The 14,643-nt window shown below is 45.7% G+C and carries 16 protein-coding genes; 4 read left to right on the forward strand and 12 right to left on the reverse strand.

The features are described 5' to 3' along the window. Positions 1–151: 151 nt before the first annotated feature. From ACFVAD_RS16860 to ACFVAD_RS16900, 9 genes are all read right to left on the reverse strand, one after another. Positions 152–1,249 (reverse strand): ABC transporter permease, encoded by a 1,098-nt coding sequence (locus tag ACFVAD_RS16860; protein ID WP_386642562.1) that lies wholly within the window; start codon positions 1,247–1,249, stop codon positions 152–154. After that, positions 1,250–2,518: an ABC transporter permease gene (locus ACFVAD_RS16865; RefSeq protein ID WP_386642565.1), complete on the reverse strand. Its 1,269-nt coding sequence runs from the start codon at positions 2,516–2,518 to the stop codon at positions 1,250–1,252. It abuts the gene before it with no gap. Between the two features lie 12 nt (positions 2,519–2,530). Further along, positions 2,531–3,463, reverse strand: a complete 933-nt coding sequence (locus ACFVAD_RS16870; protein ID WP_386642567.1) for an ABC transporter ATP-binding protein — start codon at positions 3,461–3,463, stop codon at positions 2,531–2,533. A 458-nt stretch (positions 3,464–3,921) separates the two neighbouring features. Then, positions 3,922–5,202 carry a DUF58 domain-containing protein gene (locus ACFVAD_RS16875; protein ID WP_386642570.1) on the reverse strand — a complete coding sequence of 427 codons (1,281 nt, stop codon included), beginning with the start codon at positions 5,200–5,202 and terminating at the stop codon, positions 3,922–3,924. Between the two features lie 6 nt (positions 5,203–5,208). Beyond that, positions 5,209–5,841: a response regulator transcription factor gene (locus tag ACFVAD_RS16880; RefSeq protein ID WP_386642572.1), complete on the reverse strand. Its 633-nt coding sequence runs from the start codon at positions 5,839–5,841 to the stop codon at positions 5,209–5,211. Continuing rightward, complete coding sequence (locus ACFVAD_RS16885) at positions 5,842–6,969, reverse strand: sensor histidine kinase (RefSeq protein WP_386642574.1); 1,128 nt, start codon at positions 6,967–6,969, stop codon at positions 5,842–5,844. Between the two features lie 50 nt (positions 6,970–7,019). Then, on the reverse strand, positions 7,020–7,694 hold the full coding sequence (locus ACFVAD_RS16890; RefSeq protein WP_386642577.1) for an AlkZ-related protein: 675 nt from the start codon (positions 7,692–7,694) through the stop codon (positions 7,020–7,022). Positions 7,695–7,791: 97 nt separating this feature from the next. Then, complete coding sequence (locus ACFVAD_RS16895) at positions 7,792–8,343, reverse strand: hypothetical protein (RefSeq protein WP_386642580.1); 552 nt, start codon at positions 8,341–8,343, stop codon at positions 7,792–7,794. A gap of 82 nt (positions 8,344–8,425) precedes the next feature. After that, positions 8,426–8,815: a hypothetical protein gene (locus ACFVAD_RS16900; protein WP_386642582.1), complete on the reverse strand. Its 390-nt coding sequence runs from the start codon at positions 8,813–8,815 to the stop codon at positions 8,426–8,428. A 222-nt stretch (positions 8,816–9,037) separates the two neighbouring features. Between ACFVAD_RS16900 and ACFVAD_RS16905 the strand changes: the two genes are divergently transcribed. From ACFVAD_RS16905 to ACFVAD_RS16915, 3 genes are read left to right on the forward strand one after another with little or no spacing between them, the layout of a single operon-like run. Beyond that, on the forward strand, positions 9,038–9,373 hold the full coding sequence (locus ACFVAD_RS16905) for a PadR family transcriptional regulator (RefSeq protein WP_386642585.1): 336 nt from the start codon (positions 9,038–9,040) through the stop codon (positions 9,371–9,373). Beyond that, on the forward strand, positions 9,366–10,049 hold the full coding sequence (locus ACFVAD_RS16910) for a DUF1129 family protein (RefSeq protein ID WP_386642588.1): 684 nt from the start codon (positions 9,366–9,368) through the stop codon (positions 10,047–10,049). The genes ACFVAD_RS16905 and ACFVAD_RS16910 overlap by 8 nt, the downstream gene beginning before the upstream one ends. A 14-nt stretch (positions 10,050–10,063) precedes the next feature. Next, entirely contained in the window at positions 10,064–10,831 is a 768-nt protein-coding gene (locus ACFVAD_RS16915; protein ID WP_224841141.1) for an HAAS domain-containing protein, read from the forward strand. A gap of 45 nt (positions 10,832–10,876) precedes the next feature. Here ACFVAD_RS16915 and ACFVAD_RS16920 read toward each other — a convergent pair whose 3' ends face one another. From ACFVAD_RS16920 to ACFVAD_RS16930, 3 genes are all read right to left on the reverse strand, one after another. Then, entirely contained in the window at positions 10,877–11,329 is a 453-nt protein-coding gene (locus ACFVAD_RS16920; RefSeq protein ID WP_386642591.1) for an SRPBCC family protein, read from the reverse strand. Continuing rightward, positions 11,326–11,670 (reverse strand): MerR family transcriptional regulator, encoded by a 345-nt coding sequence (locus tag ACFVAD_RS16925; RefSeq protein WP_386642593.1) that lies wholly within the window; start codon positions 11,668–11,670, stop codon positions 11,326–11,328. Before ACFVAD_RS16925 ends, ACFVAD_RS16920 begins: the two co-directional genes overlap by 4 nt. A gap of 303 nt (positions 11,671–11,973) precedes the next feature. Next, positions 11,974–12,741 (reverse strand): MerR family transcriptional regulator, encoded by a 768-nt coding sequence (locus ACFVAD_RS16930; protein ID WP_386642596.1) that lies wholly within the window; start codon positions 12,739–12,741, stop codon positions 11,974–11,976. A 302-nt stretch (positions 12,742–13,043) separates the two neighbouring features. Between ACFVAD_RS16930 and ACFVAD_RS16935 the strand changes: the two genes are divergently transcribed. Further along, positions 13,044–14,606, forward strand: a complete 1,563-nt coding sequence (locus tag ACFVAD_RS16935; RefSeq protein ID WP_386642598.1) for a glycoside hydrolase family 10-like protein — start codon at positions 13,044–13,046, stop codon at positions 14,604–14,606. Positions 14,607–14,643 lie beyond the last annotated feature (37 nt).

Genomic DNA, 14,643 nt, shown 5'->3' on the forward strand with positions numbered 1-14,643 from the left:
ATAATGTATATATCGAAAAAAATATACAAATGTTAATCAGGGTATTCGTCTTGGAAAACTTTTCAACATAATTATGATTTAACCCTCTATGAAATCCAAGGGAATTCAAAATAAAAAGGCATGTAAAGATTTCTTTACATGCCTCCCTTCATTAAGAAGCCCTCCGCTCCATCAAATTCAGGCCTATCCCCATGAACAGCACTCCCATGCAGAACAGTACCGAAGCAGGAAGAAGGAATTGCCCCAAGGACCAATCCAGGATGGTCGCGCCCTTCAGCATATCCATGCCGTATTTGATCGGGACAAGCTTGGAGAGGGTGATCAAGATTTCGGATTGCACAATCTCTAGCGGCCAATAGGCTCCCCCGATCATTGCCATGCTGACGGCGATCAACGGAATGACGGCATCGAGCTGGCGAGTATTGCTCACGACCCCACTGATCAATACTCCCAATGACACAAGCGCAAACAGATAAGGTATCACCGCAATCAATACGAACGGATAGCCACCATACAGATCGACGCCTATTACAAATTCAAAAAAGGTGTAAATCAGAACAAGCTGCGCATAGCCGAGCAGGAAGCTGAATGCAAGATGACCAAAATATATCTGTGTCTTGGAAAGGGGAGAAAGGATCAACCTGTTCCACATTCCATTCTGTTTTTGCTGTAAAATCGTGCTTACAGTAAAAGAAACCGTAAAGACGACGAAGAACAGGGAGAATCCGAACAATGACTGAATGGAAGCATCATAGATGAAATCGTCCTCCTGGAACGACTTCGTGCTCACAGCATAGAGGTTATCGTTGGTAGCGACCAGCTCTTTTAACTCCCCCACACTTTTATCATACGCAAGAGAAGTCTCCTTCAACACCGCTTCTGTCTGAAGAACATTCCTGACATGAGCCTCTACAATCGAGATGCTCGCTGATTCCGCTGCAGTAAAGATGGTATACTTCCCCTCTTCCAATTGAATCGCCATGTCTATTGCGTTTCGTTCTATCTTTTCCTCCAGAAGTTTCTGGTCTTCCAGCTGGAAAACCATGCTTTCCTCTTTATTTAACTCCTCCAGCAGAGCGTTTGTTTCCTCTAGGGAGAGATTTTCCGTAAAAACTGGCACTTCCAACGTGGAGGTCCGATTAACCTGACCGGTTGCCACCGCAAATATCACTGTCAGTACGATCATCCCAAGTACCGCGAATGGCTGACGCAGAAGATGGCGAATATGAATCCAGAGTATCGTTCGCATTTATCTCAACCTCCTTTTCGGAAACAGGGACACCGCAATAATCAATAACAGTACAGCAGTCACACCTAAAGTGAGGAGCGGATCAATGAGATTTCCTAGTGTTTCACCCTGCATAGCTTGAAGGTAACCCTGCAGGGCGGCACCATTTGGTGTGTAAGACCCTATTTTCCACATAACTTCGGATACGTCCTTCCACGGAATGAAGCTGCCTCCCAAAAAAGCAAGGATACTGACTAGAAAACCTGAAAACATGGTGGAAATACGCTCTGTTTCAAAGCGATAGTTCAGGGCCGTGATCAGGACTGCGAACGAGCCGATCACACCGCTGAACATGAGCGTGATCAGCAGGAAATGAAGCACATCCGGCCAATAAACCTTATACAAAAGTGCACTCAAACCGAATAGCACACAAAGCTGGACAAATACGACAAGTACAGCAGAAATCCATTTACTTGCCCCATACAACCATGGGGGGGCGTTTGCCAACAAGATCCGGTCATACACAAACGTCCTCTTTTCATGGTAAGCATAACCTGCAACAAAGGAGACGACATACAGCGCAAACATCACGCTCATCCCTACCGCAAAATAATCGAAGGAATCTATAGGATCCTTCCCATCCAAGGTCACTTTTTCTCCCTGGATTTCCCCCGCAAAAGAAGCAAAGTCAGGCGGAGTTTGACCTGTATTTTGCGCATCCTTATTCAGCACCGTAAACAAGCGCATCTGTTCGGTGAAATTTTCTACCAGATTTGAAACGATATTAGCCTCAAGGCCTCTTTCCTCATTCAGAAAAAGCTCAAATTCATTGTTTTTATCTTCCGCATCGAAAAATTGTCTCTTCCACATTTCATAGCGATAGTTTTTTGGAAAAGACAGCACTGCAGCATATTTCTCTTCCTCGAGAGTTTCTGAGAGCGATTTTTCTTCCGTCACAGTCAAGAGCTCCGTCAATTCCTCTTTCATGACCTTAGACACTAGAATTTCCGGCAACGATGACTGCTCTGCCGCTTCTTTTATCTGCATTCTCGCCGCTTCAGGTATGTTTTGCCCATCCATCCATTCCTCGAGCAACTGCAGGTCCTCGGCTACATCCCCCTGGTCCACCACAGCTACCGCAATATCAAGCTTCGTTTCTTGATTGGTCACCCCTCCAAGTGCAAAGCCGAGGATCGTGATCAGGATAAACGGCATTGCCACCAGAATCATCACTTCTTTTTTATCCCTTAATAGATGCAGGAGGTCTTTCTTAATAAAAGCTAACAGCATTGTCCATCCCTCCTAATCTCTTAATGTTCTGCCTGTCAAATGAAGGAACACGTCTTCAAGCGATGGAGCCTGGATCTGTATCCCCTTTAAGGTGGTTCCGCTTTGGTTCGCTATCGAAAATACGTCCTCAAGCAGATTGATTTCCTTTGGAGCAAGCAGGATGACTTTATGTTCTGTCGAGGTGACCCGAGATATGGCCGGATGCGCCTGAAGCTCTTGAAGGAAATCCTCCTTCACCACCTCCACCTCGACTTCGATCGAGTGCTCCGAGGAAAGGATATTCTTCACTTCCTCATTCGAACCGGAGGCAATCACTTCCCCGCGGTCCATGATATAAATTCGGCGGCACAGGAACTCCACCTCTTCCATGTAATGACTGGTGTACAGCACAGTAATGCCTTTTTCCTCATTCAGCTTTTTTACTGTCTCTAGGATATAATTCCGTGACTGCGGGTCGATTCCCACCGTCGGTTCATCCATAATCAGAAGCTCCGGTTCATGCAGCAGGGCAACGGCAATATTCAGCCTTCTTTTCATCCCGCCGGAAAACGTTTTGACAAGCTCCTTTTGGCGATGCTCAAGGCCGACAAGTGTCAGCACCTCTTCTATCCGTTCCTTCAGCTCAAGTTTAGGCAGCCTATACACCTTCCCGAAAAACTCCATATTCTCCCTTGCTGTCAAGTCAGGAAAAACCGCAATATCCTGCGGCACCACACCGAGTATCTCACGCAAATGCTTTGGCTGCTCCTTCACACTTTCCCCTTTGAGCAGCACATCTCCGGTCGTCGGCCTGACCAGGGACGACAGCATCGAAATCGTCGTCGACTTTCCTGCTCCATTCGGCCCGAGCAGCCCCACCGTCTCGCCTTTTTCCAGATATAAGTTCACGCCCTTGACCGCCTGCGTATTTTTAAAGGTTTTTGTTAAATTGATTGCTTCTAACATCTGATAACCCCCTTTGATACTCTTATCTTACTATCGGTTGATGGCGTGCTAACCTGTAAAAAGTCATTGGATGCTGCTGGTGGGGGTGACTTAAGTCATTTTTTGTTGTTTTGGAGGCGGAATCTAGGATTTTTCACTTCGAAGACGGCGGGAGGACGAGAATCTATGATTTTTTTCACTGCGATGGCGGCGCGGGACAGGAATCTAGGATTTTTTTCACTACGAAGACGGCGCGTGCACATGAATCGATCCAAAACAAGCACTAATCTGTCCAAATGATGCAGTTATCAATCCAAAAGTAGAAGTTATCAATCCAAAACATTGCTTTTTCGATCCAAAACCTTTACTAATCGATCAACTTTACATTTCCTTCCAATGTAACAATACCCCTTACAACCCAGTCACAAAATAAGCGCACAAAAAAACACCGGATCAAGCTGCCCTCCGGTGTTCCCCACTCAACCTCCTATCGCCCTTCGCACCCGCTTGGGCAAAAGGTCCATCACCAAACCGTCCTCTCCGCTCCGCCTTAACGCATATACATCGGAATAAGCAGGCAGCTCCAAGCCGCGGTACCGCTCTTCATCCATACACAAAATTACATAGGGAGAGGATTCCGCATGCTGGTGCACGACACCTTTCAATACGGAAATGTGCAACACTACATTGTCCAGCCTCAACCGTGCAAGCATCGTCAGCCCCTGGTGAAGATGCTGCCTGCCTTCTCCAGTATTCAACACTACATATGAAGGCTTCCCGAACTTCTTGATGTTCACCAGGATGCTAAAAGGAATCCCTTTCTTTGTAGCAATCTGCATCAAATAGGAAATCCCTTTGATTTTCGCTTCTACATCCTCTGTCCGGATATCAAGTACAAAAAGCCACGATAATTGGGACGTGCGCTGGAAAGTCTTAGTCTGCATGCTATTAAGCTTGGCTGATGCCTTCCAATGGATATGATTGAACGGATCGCCGCTCTCATATGCCCTCGCACCTGTCACCGTGGTATAGTCGTCATAAAATGAAGACTTAGAGGGGAAATCGCCTTGCCTTTTCGGGCGGATTCGGTCCATTCCCGCTACCTCGGCGGGGCCAGGATAGATCAGCACCTCAAAATCCTTGTTGTCACGGGACTCCACCAGCACCCGTCCCACTCCGAAAAAATGGGAGATTTCCACGTCAAACAGTAACAGCTTTGCAACTCCGCGTTTTTGGGCGGTGAACGGGAGCTCGATCACCAAATCGGACCTTCCGAATAAGGAAAAAGGAAATTCAACCTGGTTCAGATGAATACGCTCATCACCATTCAAGAAAAGGATATTCTTATCCGTCCCGATACGCAGCTTGCCGAAAATGATGGGAAGCCAGCCCTTTTGTGATATTTTCACAAGCACCATGCCCTCATCCTCGGTGAACATCTTCATCTGCTTTTCCAAAATGGTAATCTCTAGCTTTCTCCACACCATTTCCAGATAGAGAAAGTTTAAGAGAAAATAGAGTGCATACGTCCCCATGATGGCGATCAGAAAGATATCTTTAAAAATAAGGCTAAGAACAATCCCGATAAACAGTGGCCCGGATAATACCGAAGCATTCCTCCTGATGGTGTTATGGTGCCGCCACCCGCTCCATTCCCCTTCATGATAAGGATTTTTTGACTTTCCACCCAGCCTTTTCCGTACACGATCTAGCCTCTTTCTCGCTCTTTCTTCATATTTACTCTGCTTTATCTGGAACACCTCCCATCATATCAACCCATTACGAATCGCATAAATGGCCAGCTGGGTCCGATCGCGCAACCCGAGCTTCTGCAAAATGACGGTCACATGATTTTTCACGGTTCCAATCGATAGATGCAGCACTTCCGCTATCTCTTGATTGTTCTTCCCATCTCCGACCAGCTGCAGGATCGACCGCTCCCGACTTGTCAGCAGCGTCAAGTCTTCCTGTGGCACCCTTGGCTGGATCAGCCTTGGCACCACTTTTCCTGCAACCGAAGCATCAATGGAAATCCCCCCGTCAAGCACACTTTCAATGGACGCAATCAAGCTCGCCGCATCCACATCCTTCAACTGATAGCCCAATGCCCCAAGCTTCAGTGCCTCCATCGCATACTCTTCATCCGCAAACGTGGTAAGAATCAGGATTTTCGCATGCGGATTTCTGCTTTTTATCCGTTGGGTCGCCTCGATTCCCGTCATCACCGGCATCCTAACATCCATCAGCACCAAATCGATGACATGCTTTTCAAACGCCTCCACAGCTTCCTTTCCATTTGCAGCCTCTGCCGCCACTTTAAAATTGGCGTGCTGCTCGATCATCATTTTGATCCCCTGCCGGACAAGCGCCTGATCTTCCGCCAGTAAAATATGTATCATTTATGTATCCCCCTTCAGAGGAAAAATCCCTTTGATCGTAAAATCCCCATCTGTGACAACACGCACTACCCGGCCTTGGAGCGCCTCCATCCGTTTGCGCATATTATCCATCCCGAAGCCTTCTACAAGGTGAAGCGGTCCATCGATTTTATTCACAACAGCAATCTGAAGACTATGCTCCCCGATAATCTCCACCGTCACGGCAATTTCCCGTGAGCTCCCATGCCGCATCGCATTGGTCAGCCCTTCCTGGACAAACCGGTAGATGGCAATATTCTGTTCATTAGTTAACGGAACAGACAGCACGCCAGTTTTGGTTGTCAGCTGGACCCGCATCCGACTTTCCGCCTCAAGCTTACGAATCAGGTGTATCACGGACGCAATCCCCTTCTCCTCTTCTCCCCGCAATGCCTTCACCGCTTTTCTCATACCGTCCAGGCTTTCCCGCGCCAACTGCTTTGACTGTGCAAGAATTCCACTCACATTCTCCGACTCCTTTGCAGACTGCTCCGCCACTGCAAGCTGCATCATCAGCGCCGTCAGCTGGTGCCCGACCGAATCATGAATATCCCTCGCGATCCGGTTCCGCTCCTCGACCCTTGCCACTTCTTCGCTCACCGCCACCTGCCTTTTCAATAGACGGTATTCCACCAAGAGGGCCTTCCACTCTTTATCAATTTTTTCGTTATCACTATAGTAGGCTTGCAAAATAGCCCCAATCCCTATCAAAAGTACACTCAATAACGCATGGAAGAAGCCCTGTTCAGGCTGATTCAAATGGAAAAATACTGTTGAAAAAGGAAGTAGAACAGCAACCAAGTTTAATGTTCTACTCTTTTGGGACTTGGAAACCATGCCATCAATGATCAAAAAATAGAATAGGAGCCACGGAAGGAATTCGGAAGGCTCCAAAACAAATATCTGCAAAACAGCAAGCAAGGAGCTGGCTAGCGCATAGGCAGCCCATCTCATTTTCCATAATGGCAAAGTAAAATAGATGGCCAGAAAAGCCCCGGCTATAACGAAATAAGCTGGTAATGCCGCCTGAGAAAGAGTCTGATAGATCGGGATGAGCACCAAGCACGTGCAGATGAATGCAAGCTTCGCCCATAAAAGCATGCTACGCATAGGATTCACCTATAACCATCTCTGTTCTCCCCTTTTAAACAAACGTTTGATTAACCAATCGCCTTCTTTATTTTTTTCATCGCCTGTTCACTGGCACTGTTGGAAAAGTGTTCTGTAAGCTCCCGTTTCGCCGCTTCCTTTTCCATCTTCAGCACTTCTATATTGTGCTTCTTCATCCATGCACCCATCGTCTCATAGGAGGTGCTGCTCCAGCCGTTCTTCTCGCCTTTCCCATCCTGCTTTTCCTTTGTACCGGACACCACAATATCCAGGCTTCCCTGCAGCTCCAATAAAGCCTGATCAAACGCCTTCTTTTTCTCCTTAGCCTTCATGCCAGCCTTCACCCGCAGGACCCTTGTATCGATTCCCTCTTCTTCTGAAATGATGGAAAACAGATTGAGTGCGTCCTTTGAGATGTTACCAGATTCATATCTTTCCTTTACTGATATGCTGCTGCCAAGCGCCGCTATCATCAAAGGTAGAAGCCCTCGGGAGATGAACACCGCCTTCTTTTTCATGAACTTCCCGTAGGCCGCCACTCCCTCTGATGCGAATCGGGTGCGCCATTTCCAAGGGTCTTGCGCGGTATCGGTGTACCAGTTCTCTTTTTCCGTCACTCCACTCAAGGAAGGATATTCTTCAAAAAGTGGCGCAAGGGGCAGTAATCCCCATTCATTTATGACGTCCACGGCCTCTTCGTATGTATGAATAATAGGTTGTCTCATTCCAATGTCTCCTTTATTTTCCTTTTGCTCATTGACATATTTCTACAAAAAGGAGGGAGAGTCCTGCCACATTCTTAATCAAACGTTTGTTTAAGCTTTAATGATGATGCTCTCCAGAGGAAGGCTTCTTCCCGAAATCATCGCTTAAGTGGAATCCAAAAACCAAATACCCTCCCAAAAGCAGCAGAACCACGATCGGTTTCCATAACCACGTCACCTTTACTTTTTCTTTTTCAGACCGCAGAACGAAACCCAACATAATCGAACAGTAGCACAACACCAGCAATACCATCAGCATCGTCATAGCTTCGGTAACAGACAGCATTTCCCCAAGCATCGCTCCCATCATTCCGCCCATCAGCCCGGACATTGCTCCCTCCACTGCCGGAAGCAGACCGAAAAAGGCACCACAAAGTATGCCGGCGATTACTCCGAGCAGCACGGATATAATTGTGGATTCAAAAAAACTCCCTTTAAAAAGGGCACCAGCAAGTACTCCGATTGTCAGCCCAATGGTCATAGCGGAGCCCATCGCCAGCACCATCTGCTGCATCGTCCCCATTTTTTCTTTCTCTTTTTTCGAAAAGACCACAACCATCACGATAGAAATGCAGATGGAAAAAAGTATATATAGAAAAAATACGTCCATGATATCCCTCCTTACTTCACTTTATTCTGTAGACTAAAAGGACATGCATGTCAGGATTTTTGTGCGTGATGAAATGATTTTTTCACCCCTCCAACAATTGCATATAATACAAGACCTCTCCATCAATCTCGACAAGGATCATGCCTACTCCTTCCTCATCTTCATTAATTGAGTAGATGCTCGTTCCTTCCTGCAGAACCGTTGCATAAAAATTGCGGAACCCGAAGCTGCTTGATGTAGTCTTTTTTATGTCACCTAGGTGTTCACCCTTTGAAAAATTATCTTTATCCTCCTGAATCCAATCCAGGTCTGTCACATTGCTATAGATGAAACCGTTATACATGAGGATATCTGCATCTTCATTATTTTTCAGTACATCCCTTGCCGTCACTTTCCCGCCATCTGCAACCCCACATGCGCCAAGAAGCAAGAATGCAAAGCTTATGACGAGCACTTTTAATAGAACTTTCATCAGAATCCCCCTCTCCCTTTATATATTTCCTATGCATACCCAAACTCCTCTAAAATTAAAATATTTTCCCAAATATACCTTGCATTACAAGATAGCTCCGTATATAATGATGGTATCAGGCAATGCAAGGTAGCTGATGCATGCAGGACAGTACCTCGCAAATTACCGAATTTTTTTACACAACTATCTTGCATAACAAAGTACCGAGGATGAGGTGAGTATATGGCAGCAAGAAGCCAGCTATTAAAAGGGATATTGGATGCATGTGTGATGTCCATCGTCGAGGAGCAGGCCGTTTATGGATACGAGCTGTCACAGAGGCTGCAGAAAGTCGGGCTGCCGGATATCAGCGAGGGTACCATCTACCCTGTTCTGCTAAGGTTGCAGAAAAACGGCTTTATCCGAGGGGAAATGCGGCCTTCCGCAACCGGTCCCAACAGAAAATACTACTATCTGACAGACAGCGGAAAAGAAGAGCTCGAAAGAATAGCGAACGAATGGATGTTAATTGCCGGGCCGGTAAACAAACTACTGCAAAGAGGGGAAAACGATGCTTAAAACAAACGCTACTAAATCCTATATTGAGGAAAACAATGAAAAAAGAGAGCTATTGAATAAAGAAAATCTTAAGCTGTATGAAGACCTCTTATTGTATATCCGCACAGACCTCCGGATTGCAGAACGCGAAGGAGAAGAGCTGTTGCTAGAACTACTTGATCATCTCTTGATAGCTCAGCAGGATGGGAAATCCGCATCTATCCTTTTCGGGGACGACCCCAGGACATATGCAGAAGAACTAATTTCAGGCCTTCCAAGCGAGAAAAAACGCAAGGCCATTCCTTTCATTCTCTCTCAGGTTGCAAGCTCCTTAGCCTGGTTCGGTCTCATTCTTGGGCTGGTTCATTTGATTTTGCCAAGATTTGTTGAGGTCCGTGATGTAATATCTCTTGGTAATCTGATGATTCTTGCTGTGGCAGTCATCATGTTTTCCGGTCTAGGTGTCAATGTCATTTTCAAGCTTATGCGTTCCACTCTATTCAAAGAGAAAAAGGAGCAGCGCAGGGCATACTGGAAAGCCGGACTTTTTGGAGCCGCGGGAATGGCCCTTATTATGTTAGTTACCTGGATCGCTCCTGACTTCGGGCCAAACCTTGACTTGGAATGGTGGGTGTACCTGGTGTCAGGCGGTGTATTCTTTTTAATGAGCAAATTGCTGCAACGGGTTTCAAATTAAGGGGGTAATTTAAAATGGAAAATGTAACGTTAACAAAAGAAAGCCGGGATTTTATCGATAATCTCCGGATCTACCTTTTTTCAAGCGGCAAGAAAACAAAGGAAATCGACGAAATAACACAAGAGCTCGAGCTTCATCTATATGAAGCTGAAAAGCGCAACCAAGGGGTGGAGCATATCATTGGAAGCTCACCAAAAGAGTACATGGAGCAGCTCTCAAATGAAATGTCCTTTGATGTGAAAGGCTGGTCCAAATACGTTCCAATCATTATTTTAGGAGCATTTGCCGGAATTGTACTAAAGGACATTTTCTTTGATTCCTTCGAATATTCCATGTTGCAGCTGGTCGGCTACCCGTTGGTCTGTATCCTTTTGCTTCTGGCCTATATGTTCAGCTTCAAGTCCATCGCAAGCCGGAAGTTATCCAAAACAAAGGAATTCTCCCTGCTTTATTTGGTAAGTTTCCTATCGATTGCCTTGTTCGCTGGCTTGCTATTTGCAGACAACTATGTGAAAACTCCTATTTTTACACTTGGATCGACAGGAAATATGATGGTTGCCGCTTTGGCAATTGCCTTTCTGGTGGGAATCTCCATCTGGAGTAAAACATTGATATCGATAGTCCTCCCTGTCTTCTACATTCTGCCGGAATACTTGGTTGGTCTGACTTCGTTGTCAGAGGCAACAAAAATCACAACCAGTAGCCTGTTGATGTTTGGCGGAATCGGACTGTATTTATTGGTCTCTTCCAAGAACATGAAAAAGGATCCTAGTGTACATTAAACTTCAAGAGCTACTAGCCGCGCAGGCCAGTAGCTCTCTTTCGGATTACAGTTTCATTGCTTCGGTTTCCACCCTATCCATGTATTCCTGCACAACCTTCTGGTTAGCCTTCTCACTTCCAAGCTTCAGCATGGCACGTCCGACAAAATTAGCCCCTTTATTGTAGCCGGAGTAAATGAACTTTGTGTGAGTTTCGTCTATTTTATGAAGCTCGAATGTAAGGTTGATTTCAAAGGCTTTTCCGAGAACAAAGCTGATCTGTTTGAGCTTTTTATCTTCTCGATCCTCATAGGCCAGGGTCTCTACAATATACGTTTCCACCCTTTTTCCCTCTCGATATTTCTGCTGATGCTTCGCTCCGACTTCACCCTCCGTCTTCTCGATCAGGATATGCTCCTCCACTTTCGGCATCGTTTTCGTGATATTTTTATCCAAAAACAGCTCCCATAGCTTTTCGATATGGACCGGGATCACCCGCTCCTCTTTCCACTGAATCATTGTTCTTCCTCCTTCCCAGATGCCAGAAACTCATCGATTTCCTCCATTTTCAATTGAAGGTCCTCCATCTGCATCTGAATGTTCTTCTTCTTTTGTTGTATCAACTCTTCCAAATGTGCGAAGGACTCGTCCTCCATCACCGAAATCATTTCCTGTATCGTAAAACCGAACCGCCTCAGCTTTCCCAAAAGTATCGCCAGAAAAAAGCTGCCATCATCGTAATACCGATAATTATTCTTCGGATCAATGTAAGCCGGCTCGATCAATTTCACCTCTGCATAATACCGGAGCGTCTCCTTGCTCAGCCCCGTCATCTCTGAAAACTCACTGACCTTATACATTCCTTCCCTCCCCCTCCTATCATAAACCGTGGGGTACACCACAGGGTCAACTATTATTTTATTATTTCTTTATTTTGGGGAGGGAAACCTTAAATTTCATGATTATTCGAGATGGGGATTCCTGTTTATTCTCACGCAATTCCCACCTATTCTCACGGAACTCCGTTCTATCCTCACGTAACTGTCCCGGATTCTCACGTTTCCCCGACTTTTCCTCACGCAACCGACATGAATCTTCACGCATCCCTTTTCCCTCATAAAAAAACAGGCAGCACATCCCGCGCAGCCTGCCACACTCTTCCCTCAGTCTTTCTCCGTCCCCGTATAAACAAACACTGCATCGCGTAAAAACGCTGCTGTACCGGGATTCTTTTTGTCATAGTAAGCGGTGAACCGCTCATCATCCACATACATCTGCGCCAATCCGGCGTGTGCTTCCTTGGAGTAGCTGTCCCAGTAGAGGCCCAGCCATTGATGGTGCAGATCGGCCGCTTTTTGGGCCAGCTCCCCGGAAGGATTCCCCTCTAACATCGCCTGCTCCAAGACATCCAGGATCTCCTGCCCGAGTCTTTCCCCTTCTGCATGCTGCTTCTTGGACATGCCTTTGAATTTGGCATTGGATTTGTTGACAGCTTCCTCTCCATATTTGTCCCGAACCTCTTTTCCATATTTCTTTTCGTTATCATCTATCTGCTTCTGCTTGAATGCTTCGAATTTTTCTTTGTCGCTCATTGTGATTCTCCCTTCTTGTGCCGCCAATGTTTGATCGACATTAGCGATTAGTAGATTCAATTGTTCACGTTTTGTCAGAAGTTTTTCACGGTGTTCTTTCAATGCATGCGCTGGGTCAAAGGTTGGGGAGGTCATGATTTTCCTGATGCTCTCCAGATCCACCCCCAGCTCCCTATAAAAAAGGATTTGCTGCAGGCGGTCCACTTCCTTCTGCCCGTAAATGCGGTATCCGGATGAATTGATTCTTGCCGGCTTAAGAATTCCAATTTCATCATAATAGCGCAGGGTTCGACCTGTGATCCCTGCCATTTTCGCTAGCTTCTGCACGGTATATTCCATGTGCTCACCTCCTGACAACTTCACTATACACCTTGACGTAGCGTAAAGGTAAATAGCTATTTACAATAAATTATTTCAATTTCCAAAATAGTTCCAAATGACTATGTCAGCTAAATCAAAACTACTAAAATTATAAGTTAGAATATTCAGTATTTTGCTCCTTTGGATCTATATACCATTTTTGTCATTACTTTTATAATGAAAACAGAAATAATATTTCAACTTTTCTGTCATTTACTGAAATATTATTTCACCGATTTTGTAAGCGTTAACAAACAAAAAATGAAAGCGAGGGGCTACAAATGAAATTTGGACAAGCATGTAAGTACATAATGATTACGGCATTATTGTTTTCCTTCACTCTCCCTCTTTTTACCGCGAAAGGGAGTGCTGAAATGGCTTACCAACCTAAGCATGAAATGAGGGCAGCATGGATTGCCACTGTGCAGAACATCGACGTTAAAGCTGGCATGAATGAAGCCGATTATACAGCTTGGGTTGAACAGACACTTGATTTTCTTAAAGGTAAGAATTTCAATACCATCATCTATCAAGTAAAACCTACCGCTGATGCATTTTATCCATCTGACATTGATCCTTGGTCCAAGTATGTGACTGGAAAAGCACAAGGGACTGATCCTGGCTATGACCCACTTCAGATTATGATTGATGAATCCCATGCGCGCGGTATCGAGGTGCATGCGTGGGTGAATCCATATCGTGTGACGATGCCGTTCGAATCATTGGACAGCCTGTCAGCCGACAGTGTTGCAAAGGAGCATCCGGAGTGGATTGTCAAATACGGCCCTCAATACTACTTGAATCCTGGTATCAAAGGAGTACAGGACTATCTGCTTTCTACTGTCGAAGAGCTTGTAAGCAATTACGATATTGAAGCTGTTCATATGGATGATTACTTCTATCCTTATCGCAGAGCCGGTGAAGAGTTTCCGGACAGAGCACAATATGAAGCGGACCCGCGCGGATTTGATAATATTGATGACTGGAGACGCGACAACGTGAACAATCTGGTGTCTGCCATAAACTCCACCATCAAGGAAACAAAGAGCTGGGTACAGTTCGGTATCTCCCCATTCGGTGTTTGGAGAAATATCGCAATGGACCCGACTGGAAGCCAGACAACGGCCGGCCAAACAAACTATGATGATCTGTATGCCGATACAAGACAATGGATCAAGGACGGAAGCATCGACTATATTACACCGCAAATCTATTGGTCCCGCGGATTTGCAGCAGCCGACTACTCCATCCTGCTTGACTGGTGGAGCAACGAAGTCGAGGAATATGCCTATAACCATCCTGTGAATCTGTATATCGGAACAGCGGATTACAAAGTTGGAGATAACTTCGATCAGAATTGGCATAATCCAAACGAACTTCCTGGCCAGATCCTTGACAACCGCCAGGACGAGAACACACAAGGACAGATGCATTTCTCCTTAAGACAAATCATCAAAAACAATCTGGGGTATGCAGATATCCTAACGAATGAAATCTATACGGAGCCTGCTCTTGTTCCTGCTACAGCATGGAACGGCGGAAAACTTCCGAAGAAACCTAACAAGGTAAAAGCGAACAAGACAGATGAAGGCATCACCCTGACCATCGATGAAAAAAAGCACTCCGACGCAAGAAAATATGTCATCTACCGCTTCGACGGACTTCAAGAAGGGGACTACAGCAATCCAGCGAATATCGTGGATGTCGTTTATTCAGCAGAAGGTGTTACCACTTTTGTGGACAGCACAGTTGAAGAAGGCAAGCGATACACGTATGGCGTGACCTCGGTTTCCAATACTGGTGTGGAAAGCAAAGATGCGAAGACTGTAAAAGTAGTAAAATAGTAGATTCATAGAAATAAGAGGCATTCGTATGGAGGCA

It is taken from the genome of Sutcliffiella sp. NPDC057660, assembly GCF_042800035.1.
Taxonomy (GTDB): Bacteria; Bacillota; Bacilli; order Bacillales; family Bacillaceae_I; genus Sutcliffiella_A.

Excerpts from the sequence above, each read along its gene's own strand:
- ACFVAD_RS16860 (WP_386642562.1), bottom strand. The coding sequence starts at position 1,249 with ATGCGAACGATACTCTGGATTCATATTCGCCATCTTCTGCGTCAGCCA.
- ACFVAD_RS16865 (WP_386642565.1), bottom strand. The coding sequence starts at position 2,518 with ATGCTGTTAGCTTTTATTAAGAAAGACCTCCTGCATCTATTAAGGGAT.
- ACFVAD_RS16870 (WP_386642567.1), bottom strand. The coding sequence starts at position 3,463 with ATGTTAGAAGCAATCAATTTAACAAAAACCTTTAAAAATACGCAGGCG.
- ACFVAD_RS16880 (WP_386642572.1), bottom strand. The coding sequence starts at position 5,841 with ATGATACATATTTTACTGGCGGAAGATCAGGCGCTTGTCCGGCAGGGG.
- ACFVAD_RS16885 (WP_386642574.1), bottom strand. The coding sequence starts at position 6,969 with ATGCGTAGCATGCTTTTATGGGCGAAGCTTGCATTCATCTGCACGTGC.
- ACFVAD_RS16890 (WP_386642577.1), bottom strand. The coding sequence starts at position 7,694 with ATGAGACAACCTATTATTCATACATACGAAGAGGCCGTGGACGTCATA.
- ACFVAD_RS16895 (WP_386642580.1), bottom strand. The coding sequence starts at position 8,343 with ATGGACGTATTTTTTCTATATATACTTTTTTCCATCTGCATTTCTATC.
- ACFVAD_RS16900 (WP_386642582.1), bottom strand. The coding sequence starts at position 8,815 with ATGAAAGTTCTATTAAAAGTGCTCGTCATAAGCTTTGCATTCTTGCTT.
- ACFVAD_RS16905 (WP_386642585.1), top strand. The coding sequence starts at position 9,038 with ATGGCAGCAAGAAGCCAGCTATTAAAAGGGATATTGGATGCATGTGTG.
- ACFVAD_RS16910 (WP_386642588.1), top strand. The coding sequence starts at position 9,366 with ATGCTTAAAACAAACGCTACTAAATCCTATATTGAGGAAAACAATGAA.
- ACFVAD_RS16915 (WP_224841141.1), top strand. The coding sequence starts at position 10,064 with ATGGAAAATGTAACGTTAACAAAAGAAAGCCGGGATTTTATCGATAAT.
- ACFVAD_RS16920 (WP_386642591.1), bottom strand. The coding sequence starts at position 11,329 with ATGATTCAGTGGAAAGAGGAGCGGGTGATCCCGGTCCATATCGAAAAG.
- ACFVAD_RS16925 (WP_386642593.1), bottom strand. The coding sequence starts at position 11,670 with ATGTATAAGGTCAGTGAGTTTTCAGAGATGACGGGGCTGAGCAAGGAG.
- ACFVAD_RS16930 (WP_386642596.1), bottom strand. The coding sequence starts at position 12,741 with ATGGAATATACCGTGCAGAAGCTAGCGAAAATGGCAGGGATCACAGGT.
- ACFVAD_RS16935 (WP_386642598.1), top strand. The coding sequence starts at position 13,044 with ATGAAATTTGGACAAGCATGTAAGTACATAATGATTACGGCATTATTG.